Origin of the sequence: Methylosinus sp. KRF6 (genome assembly GCF_018887255.1) — a bacterium.
Classification (GTDB): Bacteria; Pseudomonadota; Alphaproteobacteria; order Rhizobiales; family Beijerinckiaceae; genus Methylosinus; species Methylosinus sporium.
Window position 1 is genome coordinate 1052652 of the sequence record NZ_JAHLJF010000001.1, and the last position, 25225, is coordinate 1077876.

Annotated in this window: 32 protein-coding genes, 2 tRNA genes, 1 pseudogene and 1 riboswitch; of the genes and pseudogenes, 14 read left to right on the forward strand and 21 right to left on the reverse strand. The window is 62.7% G+C overall.

Features of this window, described 5'->3' with window-relative positions; genetic code table 11:
- The first annotated feature begins 29 nt into the window (after window positions 1-29).
- Together rlmN and KP010_RS05050 are read left to right on the forward strand one after the other, a co-directional pair.
- Window positions 30-1196, forward strand: coding sequence for a 23S rRNA (adenine(2503)-C(2))-methyltransferase RlmN (rlmN, locus tag KP010_RS05045; protein ID WP_142861354.1), 1167 nt, complete (start codon window positions 30-32; stop codon window positions 1194-1196).
- Window positions 1197-1239: 43 nt separating this feature from the next.
- Complete coding sequence (locus KP010_RS05050) at window positions 1240-1674, forward strand: hypothetical protein (RefSeq protein ID WP_142861355.1); 435 nt, start codon at window positions 1240-1242, stop codon at window positions 1672-1674.
- Window positions 1675-1700: 26 nt separating this feature from the next.
- Here KP010_RS05050 and KP010_RS05055 read toward each other — a convergent pair whose 3' ends face one another.
- The 3 genes from KP010_RS05055 to KP010_RS05065 all read right to left on the reverse strand — a co-directional run bounded on the left by KP010_RS05055 (window position 1701) and on the right by KP010_RS05065 (window position 3144).
- Entirely contained in the window at window positions 1701-1955 is a 255-nt protein-coding gene (locus tag KP010_RS05055) for a hypothetical protein (protein WP_216280508.1), read from the reverse strand.
- 116 nt (window positions 1956-2071) lie between these two features.
- Window positions 2072-2566 carry a disulfide bond formation protein B gene (locus KP010_RS05060; protein ID WP_108916468.1) on the reverse strand — a complete coding sequence of 165 codons (495 nt, stop codon included), beginning with the start codon at window positions 2564-2566 and terminating at the stop codon, window positions 2072-2074.
- Complete coding sequence (locus tag KP010_RS05065; protein WP_174800264.1) at window positions 2563-3144, reverse strand: YqaA family protein; 582 nt, start codon at window positions 3142-3144, stop codon at window positions 2563-2565. The genes KP010_RS05060 and KP010_RS05065 overlap by 4 nt, the downstream gene beginning before the upstream one ends.
- A 151-nt stretch (window positions 3145-3295) precedes the next feature.
- Here KP010_RS05065 and KP010_RS05070 point away from each other — a divergent pair.
- Window positions 3296-3380: transfer RNA gene (locus KP010_RS05070), tRNA-Leu, on the forward strand.
- A 206-nt stretch (window positions 3381-3586) separates the two neighbouring features.
- Complete coding sequence (locus KP010_RS05075; protein ID WP_142861357.1) at window positions 3587-4846, forward strand: integrase arm-type DNA-binding domain-containing protein; 1260 nt, start codon at window positions 3587-3589, stop codon at window positions 4844-4846.
- On the opposite strand, the gene KP010_RS05080 is transcribed toward KP010_RS05075, so the two are convergent.
- From KP010_RS05080 to KP010_RS05100, 5 genes are all read right to left on the reverse strand, one after another.
- Entirely contained in the window at window positions 4799-5197 is a 399-nt protein-coding gene (locus tag KP010_RS05080) for a hypothetical protein (protein WP_216280509.1), read from the reverse strand. The two genes, KP010_RS05075 and KP010_RS05080, sit on opposite strands and share 48 nt — an antisense overlap.
- Complete coding sequence (locus tag KP010_RS05085) at window positions 5172-5768, reverse strand: hypothetical protein (protein WP_142861359.1); 597 nt, start codon at window positions 5766-5768, stop codon at window positions 5172-5174. Before KP010_RS05085 ends, KP010_RS05080 begins: the two co-directional genes overlap by 26 nt.
- A gap of 81 nt (window positions 5769-5849) precedes the next feature.
- Entirely contained in the window at window positions 5850-6158 is a 309-nt protein-coding gene (locus tag KP010_RS05090) for an excisionase family DNA-binding protein (protein ID WP_185966363.1), read from the reverse strand.
- Complete coding sequence (locus KP010_RS05095; protein WP_185966364.1) at window positions 6155-6604, reverse strand: hypothetical protein; 450 nt, start codon at window positions 6602-6604, stop codon at window positions 6155-6157. The genes KP010_RS05090 and KP010_RS05095 overlap by 4 nt, the downstream gene beginning before the upstream one ends.
- Before the next feature lie 23 nt (window positions 6605-6627).
- A complete protein-coding gene (locus KP010_RS05100) occupies window positions 6628-7419 on the reverse strand; it encodes a hypothetical protein (protein ID WP_216280510.1) in 792 nt (263 codons plus the stop codon).
- Between the two features lie 100 nt (window positions 7420-7519).
- Between KP010_RS05100 and KP010_RS05105 the strand changes: the two genes are divergently transcribed.
- The 8 genes from KP010_RS05105 (at window position 7520) to KP010_RS05140 (ending at window position 13604) form a co-directional block, all read left to right on the forward strand.
- Window positions 7520-8047, forward strand: a complete 528-nt coding sequence (locus KP010_RS05105; RefSeq protein WP_142861374.1) for a TIGR02594 family protein — start codon at window positions 7520-7522, stop codon at window positions 8045-8047.
- Entirely contained in the window at window positions 8044-8193 is a 150-nt protein-coding gene (locus KP010_RS05110) for a hypothetical protein (protein ID WP_185966366.1), read from the forward strand. Before KP010_RS05105 ends, KP010_RS05110 begins: the two co-directional genes overlap by 4 nt.
- A gap of 105 nt (window positions 8194-8298) precedes the next feature.
- Window positions 8299-8787 (forward strand): hypothetical protein, encoded by a 489-nt coding sequence (locus KP010_RS05115; protein WP_142861375.1) that lies wholly within the window; start codon window positions 8299-8301, stop codon window positions 8785-8787.
- Between the two features lie 165 nt (window positions 8788-8952).
- Window positions 8953-9264, forward strand: a complete 312-nt coding sequence (locus KP010_RS05120) for a hypothetical protein (RefSeq protein ID WP_185966367.1) — start codon at window positions 8953-8955, stop codon at window positions 9262-9264.
- Window positions 9265-9273: 9 nt separating this feature from the next.
- Window positions 9274-9531 (forward strand): hypothetical protein, encoded by a 258-nt coding sequence (locus tag KP010_RS05125; RefSeq protein ID WP_142861376.1) that lies wholly within the window; start codon window positions 9274-9276, stop codon window positions 9529-9531.
- A gap of 502 nt (window positions 9532-10033) precedes the next feature.
- Entirely contained in the window at window positions 10034-10477 is a 444-nt protein-coding gene (locus tag KP010_RS05130; protein ID WP_142861377.1) for a hypothetical protein, read from the forward strand.
- Window positions 10474-12501: a PIN domain-containing protein gene (locus KP010_RS05135; RefSeq protein ID WP_142861378.1), complete on the forward strand. Its 2028-nt coding sequence runs from the start codon at window positions 10474-10476 to the stop codon at window positions 12499-12501. Before KP010_RS05130 ends, KP010_RS05135 begins: the two co-directional genes overlap by 4 nt.
- Window positions 12501-13604: a hypothetical protein gene (locus tag KP010_RS05140; RefSeq protein ID WP_142861379.1), complete on the forward strand. Its 1104-nt coding sequence runs from the start codon at window positions 12501-12503 to the stop codon at window positions 13602-13604. Before KP010_RS05135 ends, KP010_RS05140 begins: the two co-directional genes overlap by 1 nt.
- Before the next feature lie 413 nt (window positions 13605-14017).
- On the opposite strand, the gene KP010_RS23220 is transcribed toward KP010_RS05140, so the two are convergent.
- Window positions 14018-14524 carry a SlyX family protein gene (locus tag KP010_RS23220; protein WP_371824191.1) on the reverse strand — a complete coding sequence of 169 codons (507 nt, stop codon included), beginning with the start codon at window positions 14522-14524 and terminating at the stop codon, window positions 14018-14020.
- 76 nt (window positions 14525-14600) lie between these two features.
- Here KP010_RS23220 and KP010_RS05155 point away from each other — a divergent pair.
- Window positions 14601-14935: pseudogene (locus tag KP010_RS05155) on the forward strand (GTP-binding protein); the annotation flags it as partial.
- Here KP010_RS05155 and KP010_RS05160 read toward each other — a convergent pair.
- The 10 genes from KP010_RS05160 to KP010_RS05205 all read right to left on the reverse strand — a co-directional run bounded on the left by KP010_RS05160 (window position 14933) and on the right by KP010_RS05205 (window position 22969).
- Window positions 14933-16060, reverse strand: coding sequence for a diguanylate cyclase (locus KP010_RS05160; protein ID WP_142864762.1), 1128 nt, complete (start codon window positions 16058-16060; stop codon window positions 14933-14935). The pseudogene KP010_RS05155 and the gene KP010_RS05160 sit on opposite strands and share 3 nt — an antisense overlap.
- Window positions 16061-16169: 109 nt before the next feature.
- Window positions 16170-16244: transfer RNA gene (locus tag KP010_RS05165), tRNA-Gly, on the reverse strand.
- 23 nt (window positions 16245-16267) lie between these two features.
- Window positions 16268-16813: a hydrogenase maturation protease gene (locus KP010_RS05170; protein WP_216280511.1), complete on the reverse strand. Its 546-nt coding sequence runs from the start codon at window positions 16811-16813 to the stop codon at window positions 16268-16270.
- 1 nt (window position 16814) lies between these two features.
- Complete coding sequence (locus tag KP010_RS05175) at window positions 16815-18107, reverse strand: Ni/Fe hydrogenase subunit alpha (protein ID WP_142864764.1); 1293 nt, start codon at window positions 18105-18107, stop codon at window positions 16815-16817.
- The gene (locus tag KP010_RS05180) at window positions 18097-18891 is read right to left on the reverse strand and encodes an oxidoreductase (protein ID WP_142864765.1); all 795 of its coding nucleotides are present in this window, start codon (window positions 18889-18891) and stop codon (window positions 18097-18099) included. The genes KP010_RS05175 and KP010_RS05180 overlap by 11 nt, the downstream gene beginning before the upstream one ends.
- A 2-nt stretch (window positions 18892-18893) precedes the next feature.
- Window positions 18894-19745 carry an FAD/NAD(P)-binding protein gene (locus tag KP010_RS05185; RefSeq protein WP_142864766.1) on the reverse strand — a complete coding sequence of 284 codons (852 nt, stop codon included), beginning with the start codon at window positions 19743-19745 and terminating at the stop codon, window positions 18894-18896.
- Window positions 19729-20193 (reverse strand): cyclic nucleotide-binding domain-containing protein, encoded by a 465-nt coding sequence (locus KP010_RS05190; RefSeq protein WP_185966652.1) that lies wholly within the window; start codon window positions 20191-20193, stop codon window positions 19729-19731. The genes KP010_RS05185 and KP010_RS05190 overlap by 17 nt, the downstream gene beginning before the upstream one ends.
- The gene (locus KP010_RS05195; RefSeq protein ID WP_246660022.1) at window positions 20190-21314 is read right to left on the reverse strand and encodes a 4Fe-4S dicluster domain-containing protein; all 1125 of its coding nucleotides are present in this window, start codon (window positions 21312-21314) and stop codon (window positions 20190-20192) included. Before KP010_RS05195 ends, KP010_RS05190 begins: the two co-directional genes overlap by 4 nt.
- A 165-nt stretch (window positions 21315-21479) precedes the next feature.
- On the reverse strand, window positions 21480-21836 hold the full coding sequence (locus KP010_RS05200) for a DUF3592 domain-containing protein (protein ID WP_142864768.1): 357 nt from the start codon (window positions 21834-21836) through the stop codon (window positions 21480-21482).
- Window positions 21837-21868: 32 nt separating this feature from the next.
- The gene (locus KP010_RS05205) at window positions 21869-22969 is read right to left on the reverse strand and encodes a 2'-deoxycytidine 5'-triphosphate deaminase (RefSeq protein ID WP_216280512.1); all 1101 of its coding nucleotides are present in this window, start codon (window positions 22967-22969) and stop codon (window positions 21869-21871) included.
- A 139-nt stretch (window positions 22970-23108) separates the two neighbouring features.
- A riboswitch (SAM riboswitch) is annotated at window positions 23109-23187 on the forward strand.
- 53 nt (window positions 23188-23240) lie between these two features.
- On the opposite strand from KP010_RS05205, the gene KP010_RS05210 reads away from it, so the two are divergent.
- Window positions 23241-24434: an O-succinylhomoserine sulfhydrylase gene (locus tag KP010_RS05210; RefSeq protein ID WP_142863830.1), complete on the forward strand. Its 1194-nt coding sequence runs from the start codon at window positions 23241-23243 to the stop codon at window positions 24432-24434.
- Window positions 24435-24438: 4 nt separating this feature from the next.
- On the opposite strand, the gene KP010_RS05215 is transcribed toward KP010_RS05210, so the two are convergent.
- Together KP010_RS05215 and KP010_RS05220 are read right to left on the reverse strand one after the other, a co-directional pair.
- On the reverse strand, window positions 24439-24654 hold the full coding sequence (locus KP010_RS05215; protein WP_142863829.1) for a hypothetical protein: 216 nt from the start codon (window positions 24652-24654) through the stop codon (window positions 24439-24441).
- 112 nt (window positions 24655-24766) lie between these two features.
- The gene (locus KP010_RS05220) at window positions 24767-25129 is read right to left on the reverse strand and encodes a hypothetical protein (protein WP_142863828.1); all 363 of its coding nucleotides are present in this window, start codon (window positions 25127-25129) and stop codon (window positions 24767-24769) included.
- Window positions 25130-25225 lie beyond the last annotated feature (96 nt).

Genomic DNA, 25225 nt, shown 5'->3' on the forward strand with positions numbered 1-25225 from the left:
ACTGATTTCCTCGCAGAAAAGAGGACTTGATGACCGCCGCTTCCGCTTCCGATCCTCGCCCGTCGCTCGCCGGCGCCACACGCGCCGAGCTGGCCGATGCGCTGGGCGCCATAGAGATACCGGAGCGCGAGATCAGAATGCGGGTCTCGCAGCTCTGGCATTGGATTTATTTCCGCGGCGCGCGAGAGTTTTCCGAGATGCTCAACATCTCGAAAGCCGTGCGCGCGAAGCTCGCCGAGCGCTTCACCTTGGCTCTGCCGGAGATCGCGGCCGAGCAGGTCTCCACCGACGGCACGCGCAAATGGCTGCTGCGGCTCGACCCCGTCGACGCCAATGACAAGGGCGCGGAGATCGAATGCGTCTATATTCCCGAGAGCGACCGCGGCACCTTATGCGTTTCCAGCCAGGTGGGCTGCACGCTCAATTGCAGCTTTTGCCATACGGGCACGCAAAAGCTGGTGCGCAATCTCTCGACGCGCGAGATCGTCGCGCAGCTTCTCGTCGCGCGCTCGCGGCTCGGCGATTTTCCCGGCCTCGAGCCGCCGACCGATGGGCTCGTGCCCTCGGGGCCGGATGTGCGCGCCGTCTCCAACATCGTCTTCATGGGCATGGGTGAGCCGCTCTATAATCTCGAGCAGGTCGAGAATGCGATCGAGATCATGTCCGACGGCGACGGGCTGTCGCTGTCGAAGCGACGCATCACCGTCTCGACATCGGGCGTCGTGCCGCAAATCGAGAAGCTCGGCGCCGAATGCGGGCCCATGCTCGCCATCTCGCTGCACGCCGTGCGCGATCCGCTGCGCAATGAGCTGGTGCCGCTCAACAAGAAATATCCGATCCGCGAATTGCTCGACGCCTGCCGCGACTATCCCGGCGCCTCCAATGCGCGGCGCATCACCTTCGAATATGTGATGCTGAAGGGCGTCAACGACAGCCCGGCGGAAGCGCGCGAATTGGTGCGGCTGCTGAAGGGCATTCCGGCCAAGATCAATCTGATCCCCTTCAACCCCTGGCCGGGCGCGCCCTATGAATGCTCCGATTGGGAGACGATCGAGCGCTTCTCCGACATCGTGTTCAACGCCGGCTATGCGAGCCCGGTGCGCACGCCGCGCGGCCGCGACATTCTCGCGGCCTGCGGTCAGCTGAAGAGCGAGACCGAGAAGCTGCGCGCAAGGGCGCGGCTCGCGGTGGAATAGAGCGCGCTCGCTCCCGAAGAACGACATCGCCGGAAAGATATCCATGCGAGACATCGTCCCGATCGTCGAAGGACTGGCGAAGGCACTCGACCGCGATGATTTCGATACGGCGAGTCGTTTTCTGAGCGAGGATTGCGCCTACGACACGGGCGGCGACGTCGTGACGGGACGCATCGCGATCATCGACTCCTATCGCGCCGCCTCGGCTTGGGCGCATGCGACATTCGATGAAGTCGTCTACGAATCGGAGATCGATCGAGCCGACGTCTCCGACACGTCCGTCGCCGTGATCTATACGGATCGCATACGCAAAGGCGAGCGCTGGCACACGCACAAATGCCGACAAACGGTCGACGTGGACCGCCGATCCGGCAAAGTCGTCGCCATCGCCCATGGCGATTTCGAAGGCGAAGCGGAGCGTCTGAACGCTTTCTTCGCCGCCTGCGGAGTCGTTCGGCGCGCGCGCCCCGAAAGCTAGCTGCGGCCCGATGTTCGCGGCGCCTGTCAGCCCAGCAGCCGCCGCAGCGCCTCCGCGCTGGTGACGGAGCCATTTGTCGGCGCGCCCTTATTGGCGAGCTTGTCGAGCGTGATGAGAATCTTCGTCAGCTTGTCCTGCATCAGATTGACGTCATTCGCCAATTCGTTGAAACGATTCTCCAATAGGATGAGATGCCGGCCGAGCGCCCGCGTGTTGGGCGAGCCGTCCGGGCTGGTCTGAACGCCCTGCGTCTGCATGTCGTATTGCTGGAAGACTCGCATGGAAATTCTCCGATTGCTCGCGAGCGGGCCGCGCCGCCGCCGATCGAGAATGGTCAATTCTCTATCGGGCAGAGGATGGCGCGAGCGGCCGCTGCGACAAGGCCGTTCGGAGAATTTCAGCGGCCGCGCGCGGCGCGAAAGGCGATGGCGGCGAGAGCGGCGGAGATCAGCACATTCCAATTGCTGAGCGTGAGCGCGAAAATGCGCAGCGCCGGACGATCGCAGCTCACCACTTTCATCTTGTCGAGCGAGGAGCGGAAATCGTCGAAGGAGCCGGCCTTGCTCAGCGCCCCCGTGCATTCGGAGGGGCCGGGAAAAAGCTTCAGCTCGACGCCGGAATGATAGAGCGCCAGCGCCGTCCCCGCCGCGAACAAGAGCCCGAGCAGCGCCAGCGCGATGCGCGCGGCGCCCTCCCCGCCCCGCTGCAGCGCTATGGCCGCGAAGGCGGCGAGCGGAATGCCGGCGTAATAGGGTATGCGCTGCTTCAGGCACAGCTCGCAGGGGGCGAAGCCCATCGCCTCGAAGATCCAGGCGCCGCCTATGGTGGCGACGGCGACGCCGAGAACGACCAGCGCCGCGCGCCGCCGCGTGGAGAGCAGCGCCGCGATCACAGGAATTTCGCCGCCACGACGAATCCGACGACGACGATCGCCGCCATGCCGCCGACGAACACGCCGAAATTCGCCTCCAGCTTGTCGCGCAGAAAATCGCCGAAATGATTGATGGCGGCGGCGAGGATGAAGAAGCGCGCGCCGCGCGTGACGAGCGAGAGCGCGAGGAACAGGCCGAAATTATAATCCATCAGCCCGGAGACGATGGTGACGAGCTTATAGGGAATGGGGGTGAGCCCTTTCACCAGAATGAAGATGGCGCCCCATTGGGCGTAGAAGGCGCGCAGCGCCTCCATTTTGGCGGCGTAGCCGTAGAGATCGATGAGCCAGAGGCCGATCGTGTCGTAGAACAGCGCGCCTATGGCGTAGCCGAGCGCGCCGCCCGCAACCGAGCCGACAGTGCAGATCGCGGCATAGAGCCAGGAGCGCTTCGGCTGCGCCAGCGACATGGGCAGGAGAATCACATCCGGCGGAACCGGAAAGAAAGAGCTTTCCGCGAAAGCTATGGCGCCGAGCGCGAGCGGCGCGTGCCGGCTGGCGGCGAGCGACATGGTCCAGTCGTAGAGCTTTTTGATCATTTTCCAACCGGTTCGGAAGGCGGAGCGCCTCTCGTTTATCATTTCGGCGGTCCGGAAGCGAGGCTCGAGGCTCGAAGATGTGCGAGGTCGCCTTGACGGAGGCTTCGGCCCGGCTAATATCCGCGCCGCGACGCCGGCCCCGCCGGCCCGCGCCCCTGTGGCGGAATTGGTAGACGCGCTCGACTCAAAATCGAGTTCCGCAAGGAGTGCTGGTTCGACTCCGGCCAGGGGCACCATTGGCTTTTTCTCACACATTCGCATCGGTTCGCCCACGTCCGGTCTGAGACGTTATTGCTCTGCAAAATCAGCGAATTGATGGGTAGTCAGGCCGGCTTTTAGCTCGCCTTGATCCGCCAAGATACGGTAGCATCCGCAGCAGATTGTTGTTATCGGGTTGGTATGCGGTCGAGACCGCCCCGCCATACCAACAGCCGATGTCGTCATGCCGCTTTCCGATGCGCTCGCCCGCGCCGCCAAGCCCAAAGACGGGAAACTGACGAAATTCTCGGACGGCTATGGCTTGCAACTCTGGGCACATCCGAATGGCGTGCGGAGCTGGCATGTCGCCTATCGTTTCGAAGGTCGGCAACGCAGTGTGACGCTCGGCGACTACCCTTCCCTTTCGCTCAAAGAAGCGCGGGAGCGCGCTCACGATATTCGCCGACGCGTCGCCGGCGGAGAAGACCCGAGCCCGCGGGCGGCCGCAAAGGCCGTCGCAGCAGCGCAGATCGTGACTTTCGGAAGCGTGAAATCCGGCTGGCTCGCCAAGCTCGAACGCGAGGGAAAAGCCGACGCGACTCTCGAAAAAGCGAAATGGCTCGTCGGCCTCATTGCGTCGCTGGATAGCCGGCCGATCGCAGAGATCAAAGCTCCGGAGATCATGGATCTGTTGAAGCCGATCGAGGAGGCGGGCCAGCTCGAGACCGCGACAAGGCTTCGCTCAACCCTCTCGCGCATCTTTCGCTACGGCGCCGCGCTCGGCGCCGTCGAGCATGATCCCGCGGCGCTGCTGCGCGGCGCCCTCGCCGCGCCGAAGCCGGTTCATCGCGCCGCTATCCTCGATCCGAAGGCGTTCGGCGCTCTGCTGCGGGCGATCGAAGCCTATGAGGGCCGCGGAAGCCAAGTCCGCGAGGCGCTGCAATTGCTCGCCCTGACCGCCGCGCGGCCCGGCGAGCTGCGCCTCGCGCAATGGGAAGGCGAGTTCGATCTCGACGCGGGCGTGTGGACGGTTCCCGCGAGCCGCATGAAAATGCGCGAGCCGCATAGAGCGCCACTCGCTCGGCAGGCGGTCGAGATACTTCGCCGACTGAAGAAGCAAGACGGGCTCGCCCGTCCAGCCTCGCCCTTCCTATTCCCCAGTCCGCGGCCTGGGCGTCCCCTCTCGGAAAACGCCTTCAATGTCGCGCTGCGCGCCATGGGCTTCGGAAAGGAAGATATTTCGGCCCATGGCTTCCGGTCGACGTTCTCGACCATGGCGAACGAGTCGGGCCTCTTCGCCTTCGACGCGGTCGAGCGCGCGCTGGCGCATCAAGACGGATCGGAAGTGCGGCGCGCCTATCATTGCGCCGATTACTTCGAAGAGCGCCGCCGGCTCATGCAATGGTGGGCAGACAAGGTCGATGCGATGCGTGAAAGTCGCCCTTCGAACGACGAATCAGAGGCCACCGCCTGCGCCATGCGCCTCACGCCAAATCTCGAATAGCTTGTCTTCGGACGAGGCGCCTCTCGACTTGGCGAAGGCGATCGCACGTTTGAGTTCGTCCGTGACCGTGGATCTGGAAGGGGGCCTTTCGCGCTGCGCGACGCAAGCTTCGGCTTCCGCCAACGTCAAGGTATATCGGCTCCTATAGATACGCTTTTTCGCGCCTCTTATAGAAACTCCGACTGAAATCCGCTTCGGTAATCCGAATTCTCGAAAAAAATCGAGTTGCGCGCCTGCAACAGAACCGGATTTCCAGCGAAGCACGTCGCCAATTATCTTTTTTAAACCTACGCTCTCGAGGTCTAATTGTTCCTCCGCTATAATTTCAGGATGCTTCTTTCTCATTTTCATTGCTATTTCGGCGATGCTCAGGCCATCGCTCGACCGAATGATCTCGTTTACAAAGGTCCGCGTTTTCGGAGCACTGACTTTCATTGCGGCGCAACTCCTCGGCGAATCGATTCAGCCAAGATATCGCAGCTTCGAGTTGCATGGAATCCGGCACCGATGAATGCTCCCGGAAATATCGAGCAACCGTCTCTGGTTCGTCCTCGTTGACGGAAAGGGCCGAAATCGCAGTATTGACGCGGTATAAGTGGTCTTGGATGCGTTTCCAGTCCTTCCGCCGGCGCCGGATCGCTTTAATCGCCTCCCGATCCGCTTTCGAAAGCGGCGGTTGCATCGACCCGTCCGAGGCCCGGACGCGCCCGCCGAGCAATTTTCCGATCGTGGCGGCCTGCGCCACATCCGGATAGTGACCATGCTTCCGCAGAAAATCGGAATAGGCGTTCTTGCCGAATTCCGCTTCAACGCGATCCGCGATATTGGCGATATTCTGATCGCCGAGCCCGCCCTTATGCTCGACGCCCGAGCAATCTTCTTTAACGAGCTGCAAATAGATTGGATATTTCTGCATTTTCATTGGCGCTCGCCATTGTTCACAGAGAAAATAAGCGCTCTGGATTGAAACTTTGATAATCTGCGTGCGGCTCGGCACTGACGCTCACGAAAGCGTCCTCGCGCTCGGCAAGCCGTCGATCCACGCATCGAGGTCGGACACTTTGACGAGCGTATGTTTCCCGGACTTCTTCATCGGGATTGCGCCGTCTTTGAGCAGCTCGAAAAACTTCGTACGGCCGACGCCGATGTATTTCGCCGCCTCTCGAGGGTTGAGGACCGCGGGCGTGATCTGCACGAAGGCGCGCGACGCTTCGGGGCCAATCGCGGGGCGATCGCCTTCGACGGCCATTCCCTGATTCGACATTTCAGACTCCTCCTTTGCATCACCGACCCTGTGACCGCCGACCGTCACGACTGAACCTGCTCGAACGTCCGGGACTCGGCGACGAAGCGCCAAGGGCCGGTGTCGAAATAGGTGTAGAAAAAGACGTCGTAGTCGCCGGGCGGCGCGTCCGCTTCGCGAAGCCCAGCGACCATTTCGTCGACGCTCTCGGCGAGCGTGTCGCCCTGCCATCCGCCGCCGACGCAGCATTGCTCGAATTCGGCCGGCGGCTCGGACGCCAGCGCATGGCCGTCCGCCGCGAGCCGCAATTCGATCTCGTCATGCGTGTCGCAGCGAAAGAAGCGAACCGTGTCGCCGTCGCGAAGCGGTCGCGCCCATTGGTCGCCGTCTTGCTCGAGGCCGGCGAGATGCGCCGCGCCGCCGATATCGACGATCCATGCGCTCGGGTCCGCGCGGCCCGGAGGCATGACCTCGTCGAGATAGCATTCCGGATACCATTTCGAATCGACGACCATGGCGGAAGCTCCTCTCTTCGGCGTCACTCCGCCGCCTGCCGCGCCTCAGCGTCGTCGCGCAAGGCGAGGCCGAGGTAATGGACGCCGTCGCTCGACCGCTTCTTTTCGAAGCCGAGCGAGCCGAGCGCCTCGCTCAATTCCGCATAGCCGATCTTGCGTAGGCCCTCGGCCTCGGCGAATTCGCCGAAGCGGTCGAGCAAGGCCTTTGCCTTGATGCGGCCTTCGCCGCCGCGGACGCAGCGCTCCTCGAGGAAGCGCTCGACGGCCCGGGCGATCGTCGGCGCGCCGTCGCCGTCGCTCCCCTGCCCTGCCGCCTTCGCCGCTTCGTCGCGCGCGATTTCCTCGACCATGGCTTGCGCGGTCGAGCGCTCGTCTCTCGGCTTCGATGCGGACAGCGACGCCAGCGCCTCGGGAAGCCAATGGCGGTCGCGTGCGAGCAAGGCGGCTCGCTCGACGATCTTCGGCTTGCGGAGCTTGCCCGCCTCATTGGCGGCGGCCTCGCCGTCGATCGCGCGGATCGCGTCGAGCGCATCCTCGCGCGACGAGGCCTCGAACAGCGCTCTATAGTCCAGCGCCTCGCAGAGATCGGAGCGCAAATCGACGAGGCCGGAGGCGAGCGAGACGAAATTCTGCGTCTGCGACGGCTTGAGGTTCTCGAGCCAGAGCGAGCGGCCGATCAATTCCGCGAAGGCGGCAGACAGATCGGCGAGCGGCGCTCGCGCGACGATCGCGAGGCCGTTGAGAAAATGCGCCGGCGCGAGCCGCTGCAACAGCTCATGACGCGGCGGCGACGCAAGAGCGCGCGCGTCGGCCATCCGGGACGGGCGGCGGCGGCTCGCAAGCCATCCGGTTCGCCATTCCGGCGAGCCGCGAGCGCGTTCGCATCGGGCGCGCTCTCTTTCCGAAGGGTGACACATGACGAATGAGACGAGCGGCGCCCTCGCGCCGCAATGCGCTATCGCTTTGCCGAAATGGATCGAAGTCGCGCGTTCCTATATCGGGACGCATGAGGGCGTCCGCGCGAAAGACAATCCGAAAGTCGTCGAGCTATATGCGCTCGCCGGCCATCCCGAGGTCGAGCATGATTCCGTTCCGTGGTGCGCCGCCTTCGTCGGCGCGTGCCTGCGCAAGGCGGGACTGCCGTCGAGCGGGACTCTCTGGGCGCTCGATTACGCCAAATATGGCGACAAGCTCTCGTCGCCGATCGTCGGCGCCATCGCGACGAAGAAGCGCGATGGCGGCGGCCATGTCTTTTTCGTCGTCGACTTCGACGGGACGCATGTCTGGGGCCTCGGCGGCAATCAATCCGACGCCGTGAGCATCACGGTCTATCCGCGAAGCGTGATCCATTCCTATTCCTGGCCGCATGGCGTCGCCTTTCCGAAAGGAACGCATGACGGCGCGTTCCGCGTCGGCGCCGTCAAGGCCGGAAGCGAAGCGTGAAAGGGGGCGCGCCCATATCCCCGATCAATTGGAAACGCGCCGCGCTCATTGTCGCGGCCGTCGTCGTTATCTCGCTCGCCGCTCCGCTGTTGCTCTATATCGGCGGCGTCGCGCGATTGGCGGCGACGGGACAATCCTTCGAATAGCTGCCTTCGAATAGCCCGCCTCGGGCTTCGAACTCGCGGCGTCCCGGCCGAGCGCCCGCGAGCTGTTCTTTCCGGCCATTTTCCCAAATCTCGAAAGGCAAACTCATGAAACGCAACGTGCTCTCGGCGGGCGCGGCGATCGCCGCCGTATGCTCGCTCGCGCTCTGCGCGGCTCCCGCCGCTCTCGCGGCCGAGGCGGCCGCGCCGGCCGCGAAAATCGTCTCCATTCCCTGGGGCGATTGGCTGTCCTCTCTGCTCGTCTCGTCGGTCGGCCTCGTCGTCGCCGTCGTGAGCTGGGCGCTGCGCGGCGCGCCGGCGGCGCTGCGCGCCTATCTGACCAATGACGCGATCTCCAAAGCCGCGAACTACGTCATTGCGACCGAGGTCGGGCTCATCAAGGGCAAGACGGTCGAAATCGGCGTCGCCAATGACCTGATCGTGGCGATTGCGTCGCGCCTCGTCGCGAACGAGCCGCGAATCGCCAAATGGGCCGGCGATCTGCTTGAGCCGCTGATCGTGGCCGAGCTGTCCAGGCTCGGCGTCATCCCGGCCGAGGCGGACGCCGCGGCCCTCGGCCTTCCGGCGGCGGCGTGAGCTTTCTCTCGAGTTTGGTCGGCGCGTTGTTCTCTTCGCTCTTTCAGGCCGTCGCATCGGCCTGGACGGGCGATCGGCAACGCACCGACACGGCGAGCGCCCACGAACGCGCGGGCGCCGCCGAAGCCGCCAATGAAACGCAACAAGCGATCGCGGAGACTGCCGATGCGCGCGCGAGCCTTCCTTCTGAGCCTGATGATCCCGATTCTCTCGCTGGCAGCCTGCGACGACGGCGCGCCGCCGCCGATCGCGGCGGTTAGGGCCGTGACCGCGCAGGCGACGCCGGAAGCCCGAAAGGCCGAGATCAAGCGCCAGCTCGCGCGCATCTGTCCGACGCCGCTCGACGATGCGGACCTCGAGCGGGCGGCGGCCTTCGTCGAGACGCATCGCGACAAGGACGCCGTCGCGATCGTCCGCGACCTCTCGCGCCTCGACGCCGAGGCACGGGTCTGCCGAGGCGCGCAAGGCGCAAATTAGGGGAAAGAAATGGTCGAGCTGACGAAGAATGACGTCAAAGAAGCCGTGCGCGAGGCGCTCGCGGAAAAGTTCGAAATGACGCTCGGAATCGATTGCCGCTCGCCGGAAGAGCGAGCCGAGATGCGTAAGGATATGGAGTTCGTGCGATCTCTACGCCTCGGCGCTCGCAAGGGGGGCGAGAAAATATTCTGGTGGGCGGTCGCGTTGCTCGGAACGACCGCGCTCGGAATATTCTGGCCCGATATCAGCAAACATATCGGCCGATAGCACCATCGACCGCCGTTCGAAGTCAGCCCCGCCGGCCGCCGCCGGTGGGGCCTTTGCATTCCGCCGTCACTTAAGCCAATTCTAGCGCTGATTTCTTCCGGCGGTTCGCAGCGGCGGCAGCGTCGACATCAGAACGCGTCTCGCTCCAATCGGTGAGGCGAAACGGCCGGCGCGCCGCCTCGCGGCGATCGAGCAGATCCGCGAAGAACTGGAGTGTAATAGCGACGAAGAGCGACGTCTCGCCACTCAAGCGCACCTTGCCCGAGCGCCACTCCTGCTCCCGCACGAGTCACCGAGCGTAAGGGGCAGCGTCGTAGGGAATGCGCCGCGCCCGGCAAAGCCGGGGATGACCGATTTGTGATCAGTGGACAGAGTGGCCTAAGCGCCTTCTCTGGCATAAAGTCACGCGACGTTCGCAGATCGCAATCCAGCGTTGATATATGCTTGATATCAACCGAGGAGCGCAAATTGCAGGGTGGAGAAAGTGGCAGGCGATTCATCTGTGAAGCTGAAATTCTCGGTTTGGCGTGATTTTGCGCCTGACAAAACGCTGTTAGTACGGTTTGGCCCCACCAGGGATCAGCAAATCGTCTCCTCTGATGGCGACCTTCTGCAAGAAATTTACTCGTGGCATATGTTGGAGGATCCCTTCGGTGGCGTGTCAGGCGAAGGGGATCGCACGCATCTTCGGGAACTTCTTTTCGACCGTTTCGACGCAGCGCGCCCACCAGCCGAGCGACGCTTCAGCGCGCTACAAGATTTCTTTGTAGAAGCAGATAGGATAATTGCTGCAGGAAGCGCCGAATGGACGATTAGTCAACAGACGCTATGCGACGATGATGAGGCCCCGCATAGATTGAATCCTCTTTTAGCGCTGAAACTACATCTGGAATGGCTACGGAGTTCATTTGCTGATCAACCTGGAATTTCGGTCTTGGTCCGATGACGAACTACAGACTCACCACGCCGCACGAAGCGGCCACCCTAATTGCGCGGCTGTTTACGCGTGATCTCGTTTGCTCGTTTGATGTGCGGGAGGAGAAAGCATTCATTGCAGGTGGCTGGCTCAATTTAGGTAAAATTGAGCTGAAGGCCGAGGGCTGTTCCGAAACTGACCTAGCCTCTGCCGTTCGGCGGGGCGGATTTGAATGGATACTGCCTAAGCTGGAAACATTTTACAATGATCTGTGCGACCTGATTACCTGGAAGAACGCAGATGCCAAGTCCAAAGCCGAGCCAAAATTGCGTAAGGTGCTAACCTCCGTAGCGGCAACTCCCGTGCGTGTAGGCCTCCAATCGCCTAAGTTTGACCCCCAAGCATTGGCAGCAATGCCGTTCCGTAGATCGACCACCGTGGTGGCAGACACTTCTGGCACGGTTCAAGGTGGCCTAGATTTCGTAGCTCGTTTCCTGCACCCCGCAGCTCGCGTCAAGGTTCCCGCGATCGTCCACATGGAGATCATTAACTTTTGCCACCGATTCTTGGACAACCGTAGAGGGGCGCGAATCCGCTCAGCCGACCTTCTTGTCGACCACCTCATGAGCCAGGGCGGACAACGAGTATTGCTTCGGCTGGAACTCCATGAAGATACGGAGATCGAGCGCACTTTCTTGCTAGGTGATCCGCTGCGGAGCGCCTTTCAGCAAGACAAAGACCCAGAAATCAATGATCTAAACTTGACCGTTGCTATACAATCCTATGCAGATAGGCTCATTCTTGAAACAGCACGACAGCATCAGGCTCAATCCAACCACGGTCACAAGGTGCAACTGCTTACAAGCGACCAGGGGCTTGCGCGGATGGCTCTTGCCGAAGGGATCATGCCATTGTTTTTTAGCGCGGTCGTCCCCGAAGATCTTTTTGGCAAGCGACTTACCGGCGCAACGCTGAACCCATTCAACGGCGGCCTACACGAAGTTGCGCTGACTTCCCTCGTTTGGGAATTCGCTACCGCTTTCGGCACCGTCAGACTCACCACAACCGACAAAAAGGATGCCATTGTAATATCTGCCATTGGCGAAGGGTTATCATGGGCACCTTATCAGTCGCATGCAGATCTTCTTTGGTGCGACGACAGCAACCTTTCGGCGCGGCCGGCAACCTCCGATCAGATCGAGCAGCGTCCGAAGTCCGCAACTTTGAAACAGGACGGGCTCACGACAAGCTCGGTGACTGCAAACAAAACTGCCTCCTCCATTGCTGTGCAACGTTTCGGTGTCGGCACACTCTTTTCTGTCGTTGACGCATTGGCGAAGCAGGGACAACTTTCGGTTGATGCGGTTGCCCAAATTGTCTCTGTTCAGAGCCCTCGCACGGTTGACGAATACCGGCGGTTTCTAATTTCGGCAGAACTAATCGACGTTGAGGGGGGCGTATGGATTGCGACTGATCGGTTGCATAAATTGGAGGATGCCCTCCTTACCCAAGATACAGCGGCGGCCTCCTCGATATTTGCACAAGCTCCCTCGTTTGCGCTTTTTTTAAAAGACTTGGGGAGTCTTTCCGTCGGACAAACGTGGAAGTCGGAGAGATTTGGACGCGCGGCTACAACATACAAGACGCTTGGAGAAGTGTGTTGTCTTTGCGCTTCTATCGCTAACGAGGGCATATTCCCGACACCGACCAACCCCAGTCCGAGGGAGTTTGCAGATATCGCTCTCAGACGCTTTCACCAACTTGACCATGGCGATGGGCTCGTTTCGACGGGCGGCTGGCTTGAGACGCTCATTCGCGAGGACGGCATCCACCCCGAAATCGCACGCACGCTATTGGAAATTGCGAGCAACGAAGGGTTGCTAAAACGTTCGACTGAAGGGTCCACCACGGAGGTCCGGTTCGATGAGCATAAGCTCAACGTGCTACGTATCTCCTCTGGCGTTCCGACTGTGGAAACTGTTCATCTCTACAGAGGGGACTATCTTATTCCCGGAAAGTCAAGCACGAGCCTCCTGATAGAAAGTGTGAGCTAATGAGCCTACGCGATAAACTACGGGCGCAAAGCGCAGCCGGGAGGGCCTCAGAGCTTTTCTCTCGCTTCGGCGTACTGTCAAATCCGTTTCCCTCGTCGACTCACACCGCGCACAACCCACATCAGCGTCTGCCGGCAGACGATGATGCGGAAGAACGAATTATCACCTTCCTGCGTGATGGCACTACTCAAGTGGTGGTAATCGAGGGCACGCAAGGCGTCGGCAAAACGAACTTTCTTAACTTTTACGAGTCGGAGATCCAAGACAGCTTGGCCGATACGGACGGCTACTACGTCGTAAGATATCTAGCTGATCCGGAGGCCTCTTTTGACGGCATTATTCGGCGTTTGTTTCAGGAACTTGGCCCTGCGCATCTAAAGAAGCTGACCGAAAGCCTGATGAAAGATTCAAAACCGCTGAAGACAGTGCGTGGGCAGGATATGCGATCTGCCCTACAATATTTAGTCAATAGCAAAGCTGATCAAGATCGAATCGATCTTATGATGGAGTGGCTCTTAGGTTTTCGGTTGCTAAAGGCGCACCGCGAAGCGCTCGGTGTCCTCTTTAGACTTGATACTGTTGAATCGAAAACTGCTGCTCTACGGGACCTTGTATTGGTGAGCAGCGCCACGAACGTACTGCAGGGTATTTTTCTCCTGCTAGATGAGCTTGAGAAACAGGACGGCGTGCTCGGACCCACCGCAGTTGTACGGTATCTTTCGGCAATGCGTGCGATCATCGACGCTCTTCCTCGTCACCTTTTTATGATGATTGCGCTTACGCCAGACGCGATGCGCCGGTACTCGGCCGCGCTCCCCGCCTTTCGCAGTAGATTTCAAAACCTGATCTCGCTTGAGCCGTTAATGTCGAGTGAGGATGCCGAGAATTTAGCAGATTTTTATATTCAAACAGCCAAAAGCGAAGCGAAGAAAACTCAATCTGCACGAGCGGGAAGCACCAATCTAATAACGCGTGATCAGATTTTCGGCGTATTCGAGCAATTGCGGAAGGCTGCGGAGCGCCGAGGTGATAAAGGGGTAAGACAACGGGAATTCTTGCATCTACTGCATCTTCTCGCCGAGAAATCGATACAGGCGCAATGAATTCGCGTCGCATTGCGCCAATACGCGGACGCGAAAATCGACATGTCGACAAATCGAAAGCAGCGTGCCGATAGCGTAAGGTGGACAATCTTCTATTGGGCCTCGCCATCCGTTGGTGAACCGTCGGAGAGTGAGACATCATCATTGACGCATCCTTGATATCCGTAGACAGAAAGGAGCGGAGTTTCTGCCCAACTCGTTGAAACTCAACAGAATGGCCAGTCCCCTCCACTCCTGCCATTCCCGGGTTCGAGCGCCCCGTCGACAATCTACGTCAGGAGGCTTTGGACCGTTGGTATAATGTTGGTATCCGTCCGCCACTAGTTAATATTTTCAATTAGTTATGGATGAAATCGACTCCGGCCAGGGGCACCAATAACATCATAAATTCAAATGGATAGCGCGCGTCCGCATTAGTAATGCGGCGGCGGGGGCTCTGGCGCGTCGCGGTGGCCGAGCGTCTGGAACTCCTCGCGCAATCGGGCGAGCTGCCGTTCCAGCGCGTCGATCCTTCGCCATTGCGACGCGATGACGTCGTTCAGCTCGGCGACGGTCCTGTCCTGATGCGCGAGCGCCGTCTCCAGGGCGACGAGACGAGAGGACAATTCCGACAGCTCTTCGCTCATGAGGGCCCCATTGCGCCGCACATCCCATCGGCCGGCGCGCGCATCCAAGCTTCGATCGCGCGGAAAGACAAGAGCTTCCGCTCCGCCGCCGCCCTCGCCGTCCCCTCGATCCGTCGCCACCGCCTTCAGCGCCACGGAGGTGGCGGACGAGCGGCTGTCGACGCCGAGCTTCACGAAAATGCGCTCCAAATGCTCATGCACCGTGCGCGGCGAGATGCAGAGAATCTCGGCTATGTCGTGATTCGACTTGCCGCGTGCGAGCCAGCTCAGCACCTCCGCCCTGCGCATAGACATCGCGTCCATGCGCCATGAAACGCAATATACGAGGCTGTTCCGCTCATGACCGCGCCCCATTCTCCCAACGGCCCGGGGCTGCCCGCATACGGCGATCCGCGAGGACGCCTCGGCCAATCTCGCCGCCGTCGCCGAGATGAACCGCAAATTCCCGGATCTCGATCTCATTCTCATCGAGAACGGCGGCGACAATCTCGCCGCGACCTTCAGCCCCGAGCTCGCCGACTTGACGCTCTATGTCATCGACGTCTCGGCCGGCGACAAAATTCCGCGCAAGGGCGGGCCCGGCATCATGCGCTCCGATCCGCCTCGCTCGAGGTAATGGATCGCGACGCCCGCCGAATGCGCGGCGAACGTCCCTTCGTCTTCGCCAATCTGAAAGACCCGCCGAGGCTCGGTGACGCCATTTCACGACTGCGCGACGAACACCTGATTGCGGCCGCTGGATTTCGCGGCGTAGAGCGCCTTGTCGGCGGCCTCCTTCAGCGCGGAGAGATCGCTCGTCTCATGCCCGGAGAGCGCGATGCCGACGCTGACCGAGGAAAGCCCGTCGCCGAGCGCCGCTGTGGCGGAGACATAGGCGCAACGAATGCGCTCGGCCACGGCCACCGCCCGCGCGCCATCGACACGGGTCAGCAGCAGCGCGAATTCGTCGCCGCCGATGCGCGCCAGAAAATCCTCGTCGCGAATGCTCTTGGCCGCCACCTCGCCGAACGTCGTCAAAGCGCGGTCGCCCATCGAATGGCCGAAGCTGTCGTTGATCGTCTTCAACCGATCCAGATCGAAGATCAGCAACGCCGAATCGCCCTGGCCGCGCGAATTGCGGATCACGACATCGGCGTTGTGATCGAAGCTGCGCCGATTGGAGAGACCGGTCAGAGGGTCGGTCGCGGCCATGAATTTCTGGCGCTCCACGGCTCGCTCCTTGGTCACCGCCAGCAGCGCGAAACCGATGAGGAGACCATAGCTCAGCGACTCGAAGGTGATGGCGACGATGAAAGGCTTCAGGTCGATCGCCTCTCCCCGCGCCATCAGCGCAACGACGATCACCGCGACAACGGCTCCGAAACAGGCATGAGCGGCGGCCAGCGCGATCGTCGCCTGCTGCGTTATCGTTCGCTGCCGACGAATCGAGCCGAACTCGTCGGCGAGCAGAAAGGCGTAGACCGCCGAGATCGCGCAGCGGTCGACGACGCGAACCGAATCGACGCTCGAGGAGAAGAACAGAAGCCAGATGACCCCGCCTGCCGCCGCCAGCCGCATATCCACCGGCCGGCCGCTGAAAACGCGGGCTCCGCCCCACGCGAGGCCGACGCCCCAGAGAGTGAGCGCATTGCCGAGTCCGATCGCGAGAAGCGGATAGGATGCGCGAAACGACAGCAGGGCGAGGCCTATGCTGATCGCGAATTGAGCGGCGCACCACCAGCGATATTCGTCCGCCTCCGGATCCTCCCGCCACACGAGATAGAGAAAGGCGCCGAGAACCGCGAACACACAGGAATGCATCAGCAGCAAGGTCGGGAGACAATCCGCCATGTTCACACGATCCGGATGAAACGTCCCGACCGTCTCCGCCACGAAAGCACGAGACGCGTTCGAGCGAGGCGGCCGAAAAGCGGACGCTGGTGAAACGAAGGACGCGAAATGGAGCGGGCGATGGGAATCGAACCCACGACATACAGCTTGGGAAGCTGTCGTTCTACCACTGAACTACGCCCGCGAACCGCCGGAAGACGCCTATTCCTATAGGATTTTTCCGCCCTGCGGGCAAGGTCCGACCAAGTCCCCGCGTCCGACCATGTCACCGCCGGTGGAAAACAATGGCGCGGCGGATCGCCGAATCGACGGGAGCTCCCGCAAAATCAGCCGCGCGGCCTCGGCGGCCCCGGCTCTCGCCGCCTCCGATAGCGGCGCGCCGGGCGCAAAGCTCTCTCCCTCGATCACGAACAGAACGCAAACAGCGGGCAGTTCGCCGAGCGCGCGCGCGACACCGAGCGCCTCGGCGAGGCCGAGGCCGTGGCTCGACCAGCCGAAATTCAGGCGGAGCGGCGGGCCGTCGCCGCCGATCTCGAAGCGCCGCACGGTTCCGGGCGAAGCGCCGGACAAGGCCGCGTCGACGATGATCGCCGCGCCGGCCTTTTCGAGCGCGTCGAGAACGGCGCCCGACTCGCCCGGGCATTCGACGACTTCCGGCGCGCCCGCGTCCCGCAGCAGCGCCGCCACCGTGCGGCCGACGGCGTCGTCGCCGCGATCCGAATTGCCGACGCACAGAATGACGCAGCGCTCCATCTCAGCCCCGATCGATATCGAGGCGCAAAAAATGCGTCGAGCAGGAGATGCAGGGATCATGATTACGCACCGTCTGCTCGCAGCGATGACGCAGATCGTCTTCCCGCAGATGCAGAAAGGCGCCGACGAGGCTCTTCAAATCCTCCTCGATCAACCCCTGATTTTGCGAGGTGGGCGGCGTGATGACGGCCTCGGCGATCGATCCGTCCGCCTCGAGCCGATAGCGATGATAGAGCATCCCGCGCGGCGCCTCCGTCGCGGCGAAGCCGACGCCGGCGCGCGGCTCGATCGCGATGTGAGGCGCTTCCGGCTCCTCATAGCGTGCGATGATGCGCAGCGCTTCATCCAATGCATAGACGGTCTCAACCGCGCGCACGATGATGCTGCGATAGGGATTGGCGCAAATCGATCCGATACCCGCCTCGCGCGCCGCCTCCTGCGCGAGCGGCGACAGCCGCTCGAAATTGAGCGCATAGCGGGCGAGCGGACCGACCAGATAGGGATCGTCGCCATGGCGCATCCGCGCATGGAGCGCCGTCGAGCGCTGGACGTGGAACTCCTCGAAGTTCGCCTCGAATTCTCGCGCGGGGATGTCGAGGCCGCGGCTCGAGACGATGCGGCCCTCGTTGAACGGATATTCGCCCGGATGACGAAGCGACACGAAGACGTAATCGCGCGCGCAATCGGGAAAATCGAATCCGGCGACGAAACGTACGACCTCCAGCGCCTGCTCCAACGCGCGCTCGAGGCGCTCGCCGAGCGCGCGCAGCTCGCGCTTGCGCGGCGCGCGATAAAAACCGCCGACGCGTACATTGATCGGATGAATCTCGCGCCCGCCGATGAGCGTCATGATCTCATTGCCGACCTTCTTGATCGCGAGCCCGCGCCGCACGATATCGCCATGGTCGCGCGCCATATCGACGCCGCCGGCGTAACCCAGAAAATCCGGCATATGCAGCATATGCACATGCAGCATGTGGCTCTCGATCCATTCGCCGCAATAGAGCAGGCGCCGCAGATCGCGTAGCGGACCGGTCACGGCGACGCCGAGCGCATCCTCGATCGCATGGACGGCGCTCATCTGATAGGCGACAGGACATATGCCGCAAATGCGCGCGGCGATATCGGGCGCCTCGGCGAAGGCGCGCCCGCGCATCAGCGCCTCGAAAAAGCGCGGCGGCTCGAAAATCGTCAGCGCCGCGCTCGTCACCACGCCGTCTCGCACGGTGATTTCGAGCCCGCCCTCGCCTTCCACCCGCGCCAGCGCGCCGACAGAAATGGTTCTACTCGTCATGGCGCTCGCTCTCCTCGCGGAAGGCCTCGGCTTGCGCGTTGAATGTGCGATAGACGCGCTTTAGCGCTCGCTCATCCATGCCGAGCGCCGCGAGCTGCGCGCTCAGCGATGGCGCATTGGGCGTCTCGGCGGGACCGAAGCAGCCGTAGCAGCCGCGATCATAGGAAGGACACAGCGCGCCGCAGCCGGCATGAGTGACGGGGCCGAGACAGGGCGTCCCATGCGCGACCATCACGCAGACATTTCCCTTCAGCTTGCATTGCAGGCAGACGCTATGCGACGGAGTCGCCGGCTTGCGGCCGGCGAGAAAGCTCGAGATCACCTCGATCAGCTGGCCCTTGTCGATCGGACAGCCGCGCAGCTCGAAATCGACCTTCACATGATCGCTGATCGGCGTCGACGTCGCGAGCGTATGGATATAATCCGGCCGCGCATAGACGATCGACGCATATTCGCGCACATCAGCGAAATTGCGCAGCGCCTGTATGCCGCCCGATGTCGCGCAGGCGCCGATGGTGACGAGCGCGCGCGAGCGGCGCCGTACATCCTGTATGCGCTCGGCATCATGCGGCGTGGTGATCGAGCCCTCGACGAGCGAGAGATCATAATTGCCGCGGATCGGCGCGCGCGTCGCCTCTGGAAAATAGGCGATATCGAGCGCCTGCGCGACGGCGAGCAGTTCGTCCTCGCAATCGAGCAGGCTGAGCTGACAGCCGTCGCAAGAGGCGAATTTCCATACCGCGAGCCGCGGCGCAGACGGCGTCCGATGTCCTTGCCCGCTCATGCTCAGATTTCCTTCTTCGCGATGAGGCCGCGCAATTGCGAATAGGGAAACACCGGCCCGTCGCGGCAGATGAAGACCGGCCCGAATTGGCAATGGCCGCACCAGCCGATCGCGCATTTCATATTGCGTTCCATGGAAAGATAGACGCGCTCTTGCGCGACGCCCCGCTCGAGCAGCGCATTGGCGACGAAGCGCATCATGATCTCCGGTCCGCAGAGCATGGCGAGCGCATTGGCGGCGTCGAATTGCGCACGCGACAGCAGCGTCGTCACCACGCCGACATTGCCGCGCCAATCGCCGCGCGCATGATCGACCGTCGCCTCCACCTCGACGTCGAGCCGCCCGCGCCAGGCTTCGAGCTCGTCGCGAAAGAGAATATCCGCCGGGCTGCGCGCGCCGAACAAAAGAAGAATACGGCCGTATTTCTCGCGCTCGGCGAAGAGGCGATAGAGCGCCGGCCGCAGCGGCGCGAGGCCAAGTCCGCCAGCGACGACGATCACATCGCGCCCCTCCGCCTCCACCATCGGCCAACCGCGTCCAAAGGGTCCGCGCAGGCCGATCGGCTCCCCTACATGCAGCTCTGTGAGCGCGCGCGAGACGGCGCCGACGGCGCGGATCGTGTGAACGAGCCGCGCGCTATTGGCCGAATCGCCGCTGACGCTGATCGCCGCCTCGCCGACGCCGAAAGCGGTGAGCATGTTGAATTGCCCCGGCGCGAAATCGAAGGCGCCGCCCTCGATTTCGAGAGTCACGACATCCGCGATCTCGCGCTTTCGCTTCACGACGCGGGCGACACGCGGAATCATGGGATCGGCGATGCTCGCCGCGGAAAATGCATCAGTCATGGGCGCCATAAATGTCGATCATCTGCATTCGCGCGGCCTGCAATCGCTCGACCAGCGGCGGCATGAAACGCTTCATCATGTCATAGCCGAGCCGTGGATCGGCCTCGCTCTTGCGGCGCAGGCAAGCGGCGTCGACGGCGATGGCGCGGACGAGATCGATCGCGCGCGCGTCATAGGTCCAGCGATAGGGCGGCACGAGCCAGGAGAGGCCGCAGAGATCGCCCTCATGCAGCGTCTGCACGGTGACGGCGCCGCGCGCCGGATCGCGCAGCTCTATGGCGACGCTTCCATTGCGCAGCAGAAAGAACCAATCGGCGCTGTCGCCTTCATGAAAAAGATATTGGCCCGGATCGAAGCGCATATTCTTGGCGCAGCCGGAGACGAGCGCGACGAAACCTGCATCCATGCCGGCGAAAAAGCGATGCTCTTTGACGATATGCTCGATGCTCTCGATCATGTCGAGCCTTTCTGCGCGTCGCTCTCGCGAATGGCGCGCGCCTCCTCGGTCAAGTCTATGCCGACGGGACACCAGACGATGCAGCGTCCGCAGCCGACGCAGCCGGAGCTTCCGAATTGGTCGTACCAAGTGGAGAGCTTATGCGTCATCCATTGGCGATAGCGCGATTTGACGCTCTGCCGCACGCTGCCGCCGTGAATATAGGAAAAATCCAGCGTGAAGCAGGAATCCCAGCGCCGCGAGCGCTCGCTCTCGAGGCCTGTGAGATCGCTCGCATCCTCGACGCTGGTGCAAAAGCAGGTGGGACAGACCATTGTGCAATTGGTGCAGGCGAGGCAGCGCGCCGCGACATCGTCCCAGCGCGGATGCTCCAAATTGCGCGCGAGCAACTCCCGCACATCGCCGGCCTCGAGACTGCGGCCCATATTCTCGGCCGTATGCGCGAGAATAGCCTCCGCTTCCTCTGTCTCGCTCGCGCTCGCCGCGCGATGCGGCAGAGAGTCGAGAAGCGCCCTCCCCGCCTCTGTGCCGATCTCGACGAGAAAGGAGCTTCCGGCGACGATTTCGGTGAGCGCAATGTCGAAGCCCATCGTCGTCTTCGGCCCCGTATCCATCGAGACGCAGAAGCAGGCGCCGCCGGCGACGCCGCAATTCACCGCGACGATGAAGACGTCCTCGCGGCGCGCACGATAATGCGGATCGGCGTAAGCGCCGCCGAGGAACACGCGGTCTTGAATGGCGATGGCGTGCAGCTCGCAGGAGCGCGCGCCGATGAAGGCGAATTTTTCGGCGCGCTCGGGCTCGGCCTCGACGCGCAGCTCATCGCCCTCGCGCCGCGCGCGCCACAGGCGCAGCACGGGCGGGTGCAGCAGCTTTTTCCAGGATTGCGGGCCGACGACATAGCCGAACAAAGCTTCGTCATTGCGGCGCGTCAGCCGATAATGACCGCCGTCCTGCTCATCGCCGACGCCGCGCGGCAGATCGTCCAGCGTGGCGATCTCGTCATAGACGATCGCCCCGTCGCGCACGGTCGGGCCAATGAGCGCATAGCCCTGCCCGCGCAGAGCCTCGAGCAGAGCCTCGAGGCCGGCGGCGTCGACGATGGAACGGGCCTCGGGCATGCCTTTGTCCATTGTCTCGAATCTAGGGTTCGAAATCGGCGCGGCGTCGACGAGCGCTGCGTCTCGGCGCGCGACGACACTCCGTCGAACCGGCGGCCCTCGTTGATCTCATCGAATTATTGCAGTTTCTCGACAAAAATCGAGGCGACGCGCTGTCGCGCCACGTCAGACGAGAATCATGACGATCGCAATGGCGACTGTGCAGATATTTTCCGTCGGCGCATAAGCCATGCATCGGCTCGGGTTCAGCGGATCATAGCTTATTTCGACTTCGTCGTTCGCTTCGGCACCAATACGTACTTGACCGAAGGTTTGCTGGACGTCGGAAACATATCGGCGATCGGATATGACGTACGCGACCTTGATCTTATCGTGCTCGCCCTCGATGGGAAGCGCCCGACGTTCCACAATCGTTCCCGTCACACGCCCCCAACTTCTGTAGCGGAGGAGATTGAATGCCGCCAGGACCAGCAGCAGACATCCCGGGATCACAAAAATGTGATGAACGCTCTCGGAAAACATCTCCGTCTCCGATCAGCCGCTTTCGGATGCGCTCACGGCACCTTGAAATGCTTGGAGAGCTTCAGCTCCTGCCCCTGATAATTCGAGACGCCGCCTTGACCATAGAGAATCTTCGGCTCGGCGGCCATGGGCTCATAGACGAGCCGTCCGATCACCTGCCCGTCCTCTAAAATAAAGGGCACGTCATGGCTGCGCACCTCGAGCACGGCGCGGCTGCCGGGCAGGCCCTGCGCGCCATAGCCGAAGCCCGGATCGAAAAAGCCGGCGTAATGCACGCGGAACTCGCCCATTGCGGGATCGATCGCCATCATCTCGGCCGAGAGATGCGAGGGAATGCGGATGCGCTCACGCGAGGCGAGAATGTAGAACTCGTTCGGATCGAGAATGAGCTTGCTGCGACGCGGCGCGAGGCGCTCCCAATAATCCTCAATGGCGTAATGGTCGACGCGATCGACATCGATGACATCCGTGTGCTTTTGCGCGCGATAGCCGACAACGTCGCCGAGTCCGTCCAGCGCCACGCGCAGGATCAAGCCGTCGCGCAGCGTCAGCTCGCCATCTGCGAGCGGCGCGCGGGCGTGCTCGGCGGCCAGCGCGGCGTCGGAGAGCGTCGTCTCGCCGGCGGCTGCGCGGCGGCGCAAGCGCAGCTGATCGAGCCGCGAGCCCTGCCGCGCGCGCACGCTGAAGCTACGCGGCGAGACCTCGGCATAGAGCCGCCCGCGATAGCCGGCCGCGACATGATCGAAAATCTCGGTGTCGTCGGTGATGAGGCGGGTGAAAATATCGAGCCGCCCGGTCGAGCTCTTGGGATTGGCGACGCCGGAGATATCCTCCGGCAGATGCAGGCTCTCGAGCAGCGGAATCACATAGACGCAGCCGCGCTCGAGCACCGCGCCGGCGCCGCGCAGGTCGATCTCGTCATAGGTCAGCTCGGCGAGCAGCGCCTCGACGCTGCGGCGCTTGCCGGGGAGAAAGCTGGCGCGGACGCGATAGGCCGTCGGGCCGAGGCGCAGATCGAGGCTCGCCGGCTGATGCTGGCCCTCCTCGATCGGCAGCGTCGCGACAATCGCGCCGGAAGCCGCCAATTCTCGGATCTGCTCGCAGGAGAGCACGCCATGGACGGCGGACGCCATCGAAACTCCTATCACAACGGTTCAGTCGTTGTGGGACCTTACACGCCCGACGCCATCGTCTTCTAGTGGCGATAAAATCGGTGCGCTGCAAGGATGCGGCAGAGTGTTGACTTGGCCGCGTCCTTCGGTTCATTCTGTTAAACGAACGCGTGGTTCTTTGAGCCGGCCGGCTTGCCGCCACGTAAAACAAGGCGCTAAAAGGCCGGGTTTCCTCGTGAAATCCGCTTTTTGTCGCCGTGGCGCGCCCCGCGCGCCGCAGGGGAGACCTAAGTTGAGCGACGACGAGAAGAAACTGCGCCCCGCGACACGGCTCGTGCATGGCGGGGGGCTGCGCTCGCAATTCGGCGAGCTGTCCGAGGCGATGTTCCTCACGCAGAGCTTCGCCTATCCCACGATGGAGGCCGCCGAGGCGCGCTTCAAGGGCGAGGACCCGGGCTTCATCTATTCGCGCTTTTCCAATCCGACCGTGGCCATGTTCGAGCAGCGCATGTGCCTGCTCGAGGGCGCCGAGGCGGCGCGCGCCACGGCGAGCGGAATGGCCGCCGTCACCGCCGCGCTGCTGGCGCAGCTTCGCGCCGGCGACCATATTGTCGCGGCGCGGGCGCTGTTCGGCTCCTGTCTCTATGTGGTGGAGGATCTGCTGCCGCGATTCGGCGTCGCCTCGACCTTGGTCGATGGGGCCGATCTTTCGCAATGGAAGGCCGCCGTCCGCGAGGAGACCAAGCTCTTCTTCCTCGAGAGCCCGACCAATCCCGGCCTCGAGGTCTATGACATTCGCGCCATCGCCGAGATCGCCCATGAGGCCGGCGCGCGGCTCGTGGTCGACAATGTCTTCGCCACGCCTCTGCTGCAAAAGCCCTTCGAATTGGGCGCCGATGTCGTCGTCTATTCGGCGACCAAGCACATTGACGGCCAGGGCCGCTGCCTGGGCGGCGTCATTTTGGCGTCGCAGGCGCTGATCGAGGAGAATATCCATAATTTCCTGCGCCAGACGGGGCCGGCTCTGTCGCCCTTCAACGCCTGGACCATGCTGAAGGCGCTGGAAACTCTGCCGCTGCGCGTCGCGCAGCAGACGGCGAGCGCGGCGCGGATCGCCGATTTCCTCGCCGAGCAGAAGGAGATCGCCCGCGTTCTCTATCCTTTCCGCGCCGATCATCCGCAGGCGGAGCTGGCGCGGCGGCAGATGACGGGCGGCGGCACGCTGGTGACTTTCGACGTCGCCGGCGGCAAGGCGGCGGCCTTCCGCCTCGCCAACGCGCTGAAAATCGTCAAGATTTCCAATAATCTCGGCGACGCCAAGAGTCTCGTCACCCATCCGGCGACGACGACGCATCAGCGGCTGACGCCACAGGCGCGGGCGCTCATCGGCGTCGGCGATGGGCTGCTGCGTCTCTCGGTCGGGCTCGAGGATACGGATGATCTCCTCGACGATCTTGCGCGCGGCCTTTCCGCCGCGCGCGGCTGAACGGTCAGAACTGGCCGAATTTCGCGCGGCGCTCGAGGTCGATGAGGCGGCCGCTGCGCCGCGCAGCGACAACGGGCGCCGGCCGCGGCTTTTCCTCCGGCTGCGGGAGCGGAACGCCGATCGCGCCGCGCGTCTCGAACAGGCCGAAGGTGCGGCGCTCGCCGGCGAGCGTCCGCAGAAAATCGCGGAAAAACGCGCCGACGCCGGCGCGATCGTTCATCGAAAATCCAAACAATCTCCCCTCCCCGCGCCGCCTTTCGCGACGCATCATCTTTTTTCGAAACCACGTGCCGACGCCCGCGAGACGGCGGGCGGTCGAATTCGGTCGGAAGTCAGATGGAGAGAGGCGGCGCCCGCGCCCGCCGCGCATGATCGGGCTCGAAAATAGCCGCGCGTCGGACCGTCGCCGCCCATTCGGCCCCGGTCCAGCCCGGCGAAGCAATCTGCGCGATTTCGGGAGACGCCGCCAGAGGAGCCGCAATGCCGCAGCAAAGGATGCAGAGATCACAGAGCTCAGGTCCCGCCTCGGCATGGCCCGCGGGGACGCCCGAAGGCGCTGCTTTGCTATCGGCGAAGGCCGCGCAAATCTGCCCCGGAGCGAGCGCGGATCGGGCGAGCCCAGCCGTCGCCGGCGCAATGGCCTGAATGGCCAAAGCCAACGAAAACAGCAATATGCTGGCCAAATTCCGACGCATGAACGCTCCTGCCTGCGACGGGACGAAAGTCTGTCGCAATTCACCCCGCGGAGCAAGAGACGAGGCGGCGGGGAATGTGATGCGCCGCAGCATCAC

Excerpts from the sequence above, each read along its gene's own strand:
- rlmN (WP_142861354.1), top strand. The coding sequence starts at position 30 with ATGACCGCCGCTTCCGCTTCCGATCCTCGCCCGTCGCTCGCCGGCGCC.
- KP010_RS05050 (WP_142861355.1), top strand. The coding sequence starts at position 1,240 with ATGCGAGACATCGTCCCGATCGTCGAAGGACTGGCGAAGGCACTCGAC.
- KP010_RS05055 (WP_216280508.1), bottom strand. The coding sequence starts at position 1,955 with ATGCGAGTCTTCCAGCAATACGACATGCAGACGCAGGGCGTTCAGACC.
- KP010_RS05065 (WP_174800264.1), bottom strand. The coding sequence starts at position 3,144 with ATGATCAAAAAGCTCTACGACTGGACCATGTCGCTCGCCGCCAGCCGG.
- KP010_RS05075 (WP_142861357.1), top strand. The coding sequence starts at position 3,587 with ATGCCGCTTTCCGATGCGCTCGCCCGCGCCGCCAAGCCCAAAGACGGG.
- KP010_RS05080 (WP_216280509.1), bottom strand. The coding sequence starts at position 5,197 with ATGAAAATGAGAAAGAAGCATCCTGAAATTATAGCGGAGGAACAATTA.
- KP010_RS05085 (WP_142861359.1), bottom strand. The coding sequence starts at position 5,768 with ATGAAAATGCAGAAATATCCAATCTATTTGCAGCTCGTTAAAGAAGAT.
- KP010_RS05095 (WP_185966364.1), bottom strand. The coding sequence starts at position 6,604 with ATGGTCGTCGATTCGAAATGGTATCCGGAATGCTATCTCGACGAGGTC.
- KP010_RS05100 (WP_216280510.1), bottom strand. The coding sequence starts at position 7,419 with ATGGCCGACGCGCGCGCTCTTGCGTCGCCGCCGCGTCATGAGCTGTTG.
- KP010_RS05105 (WP_142861374.1), top strand. The coding sequence starts at position 7,520 with ATGACGAATGAGACGAGCGGCGCCCTCGCGCCGCAATGCGCTATCGCT.
- KP010_RS05115 (WP_142861375.1), top strand. The coding sequence starts at position 8,299 with ATGAAACGCAACGTGCTCTCGGCGGGCGCGGCGATCGCCGCCGTATGC.
- KP010_RS05120 (WP_185966367.1), top strand. The coding sequence starts at position 8,953 with ATGCGCGCGCGAGCCTTCCTTCTGAGCCTGATGATCCCGATTCTCTCG.
- KP010_RS05125 (WP_142861376.1), top strand. The coding sequence starts at position 9,274 with ATGGTCGAGCTGACGAAGAATGACGTCAAAGAAGCCGTGCGCGAGGCG.
- KP010_RS05135 (WP_142861378.1), top strand. The coding sequence starts at position 10,474 with ATGACGAACTACAGACTCACCACGCCGCACGAAGCGGCCACCCTAATT.
- KP010_RS05140 (WP_142861379.1), top strand. The coding sequence starts at position 12,501 with ATGAGCCTACGCGATAAACTACGGGCGCAAAGCGCAGCCGGGAGGGCC.
- KP010_RS23220 (WP_371824191.1), bottom strand. The coding sequence starts at position 14,524 with ATGTCTATGCGCAGGGCGGAGGTGCTGAGCTGGCTCGCACGCGGCAAG.
- KP010_RS05160 (WP_142864762.1), bottom strand. The coding sequence starts at position 16,060 with ATGGCGGATTGTCTCCCGACCTTGCTGCTGATGCATTCCTGTGTGTTC.
- KP010_RS05170 (WP_216280511.1), bottom strand. The coding sequence starts at position 16,813 with ATGGAGCGCTGCGTCATTCTGTGCGTCGGCAATTCGGATCGCGGCGAC.
- KP010_RS05175 (WP_142864764.1), bottom strand. The coding sequence starts at position 18,107 with ATGACGAGTAGAACCATTTCTGTCGGCGCGCTGGCGCGGGTGGAAGGC.
- KP010_RS05180 (WP_142864765.1), bottom strand. The coding sequence starts at position 18,891 with ATGAGCGGGCAAGGACATCGGACGCCGTCTGCGCCGCGGCTCGCGGTA.
- KP010_RS05185 (WP_142864766.1), bottom strand. The coding sequence starts at position 19,745 with ATGGCGCCCATGACTGATGCATTTTCCGCGGCGAGCATCGCCGATCCC.
- KP010_RS05190 (WP_185966652.1), bottom strand. The coding sequence starts at position 20,193 with ATGATCGAGAGCATCGAGCATATCGTCAAAGAGCATCGCTTTTTCGCC.
- KP010_RS05195 (WP_246660022.1), bottom strand. The coding sequence starts at position 21,314 with ATGCCCGAGGCCCGTTCCATCGTCGACGCCGCCGGCCTCGAGGCTCTG.
- KP010_RS05200 (WP_142864768.1), bottom strand. The coding sequence starts at position 21,836 with ATGTTTTCCGAGAGCGTTCATCACATTTTTGTGATCCCGGGATGTCTG.
- KP010_RS05205 (WP_216280512.1), bottom strand. The coding sequence starts at position 22,969 with ATGGCGTCCGCCGTCCATGGCGTGCTCTCCTGCGAGCAGATCCGAGAA.
- KP010_RS05215 (WP_142863829.1), bottom strand. The coding sequence starts at position 24,654 with ATGAACGATCGCGCCGGCGTCGGCGCGTTTTTCCGCGATTTTCTGCGG.
- KP010_RS05220 (WP_142863828.1), bottom strand. The coding sequence starts at position 25,129 with ATGCGTCGGAATTTGGCCAGCATATTGCTGTTTTCGTTGGCTTTGGCC.